A 1,547-nucleotide genomic window follows, 5' to 3' on the forward strand; every position below is an offset into this window, starting at 1 on the left:
AGTTTGGTCCGCATCCGCCTTTGCTCGATCCGGGGATGTGAATACGGATTATGGTGCGCGGGCACGGCCGCGACCGGATACAAGTCTATGCACGGATAGTGCATCAGCTGACCTCGGAACGAATGAAGCCAATCCCTGAGCATTGCGTGTGCCCCCCACCGCGTCAACAGAAGGAACCGTTCAATGCGAACTTGACAAGCCCCGGATCATACAAATCGACTTTCATCAGCACCTTGATGCCATCGACATCCATGCTTGCAAAGTCTCGCTCGGGCGAATCCTGGGCGAAGGTGCAATGGCGCAGAGCGGCCATCAACCGAGCCTGGGCCATCATGCTTTGTGCCACGGTGTCGCCGCCGAATTCTGCAAGCAACCCGGAGGTCATGACGATGCGGGCCGTTCGGTCACGGCCCTGGCGCGCGGCATCATTGAGCAGCGCAATGCGCTCGGTGCGTTGCCGCGCGCAAGTGAGGTCAGATGTGTCATGCATTGGAGGTCTCCTCCTGATCCAAGAGACGACGAGCGGACAACCGGACGGCCTCGCGGGACTCAGCCCGCAGGTTGAAAAGCGGAAAGCTGAACATCGATCGCGGTCCCGGCAGCAACGGTAATGGCAACCTGCCGGTCCTTGGGAATGACCCAGAGGATGCCGGCAAGCGTGTCGCGGATACGCGCCGCAATGGCCTCGTCCTCGCCGAGCAGCACCCGGGCCGCGAGCTCGCGCGCATCGCGCAGGAAGTGCTCGTGCTGGGTGTCCCAGGAGTCGGCCTCGCTGTCGTCGTTCGCGCAGAAACAGACGTTCTCGATCAGATCGACCAGCGTTTCAGGAGTCAGCGCCGGACCCGGAACATAGGCAATGCGGATCTGGTCGATGCCGCTGTACCAACCATCCTCGCCGAGGACGAAGGCGACATCTGCCGAGATCCGTTCCTCGCGCTGCGTTACGCTGGCGCGGTGGAAGACGCAGAACCTCAGCTCGATCGTCTCGGCACGAACATGGTCATCGAGCGGGGGGAAGCTGCCGTTTTCGGCGATGACGTGGTCGCGCTCTCCGGCTGCAACATAGAAGCGCACGTTGCCGAGCTGATGCAGCGCGTCATACCAGCCATAGCCAGCGTATGCGGGATGGTTCTCGACGAGGTGCGGGCGCAAGGGGTGGTCGCGCAGCGCGCGCTCCAGTCCCTGGGCAATATCGGGCTCAAGATCCGCGACAAGGATCGTGTCCGCACCTGCTGCGATTTCCTCATACTCGACATTGACGTTGTCGCTCTCCGCAATGGCAGCATGCCAGCGGGGCAGGCAGGGGTCGGCCTCCGGCAGGGCAACCCCAAGATCGCGCGCTTCCTTCCAGTTCTCGAAGGAAAGCCGGTGCTGGCCTCTGTGCGCCAGCGCGGCATAGATCGTGCGCCTGCAGGCCGCCTGAAGCGCCGCAAACGCGGCATTCTCGACGAATTCCTTGCGCGCCGGGAGCACAAGGGCAAGGCCCGGGGTGGCCCCGATATCGAGCCGGGCATGGTATGTTTTGCCGCCAAGGCTCTCCGAGACGC

General features: G+C 62.9%; 1 protein-coding gene and 1 pseudogene. Both read right to left on the minus strand.

Annotation, left to right across the window (positions count from 1 at the left end; all coding sequences use genetic code 11):
- Nucleotides 1-163: 163 nt before the first annotated feature.
- Nucleotides 164-490 carry a hypothetical protein gene (locus AX725_RS02830; protein ID WP_066115132.1) on the minus strand — a complete coding sequence of 109 codons (327 nt, stop codon included), beginning with the start codon at nucleotides 488-490 and terminating at the stop codon, nucleotides 164-166.
- 59 nt (nucleotides 491-549) lie between these two features.
- Nucleotides 550-1,547: pseudogene (locus AX725_RS21115) on the minus strand (ATP-binding protein); the annotation flags it as partial.

Source organism: Blastomonas sp. CCH9-A1, assembly GCF_001557175.1.
Lineage (GTDB): Bacteria > Pseudomonadota > Alphaproteobacteria > Sphingomonadales > Sphingomonadaceae > Blastomonas > Blastomonas delafieldii_A.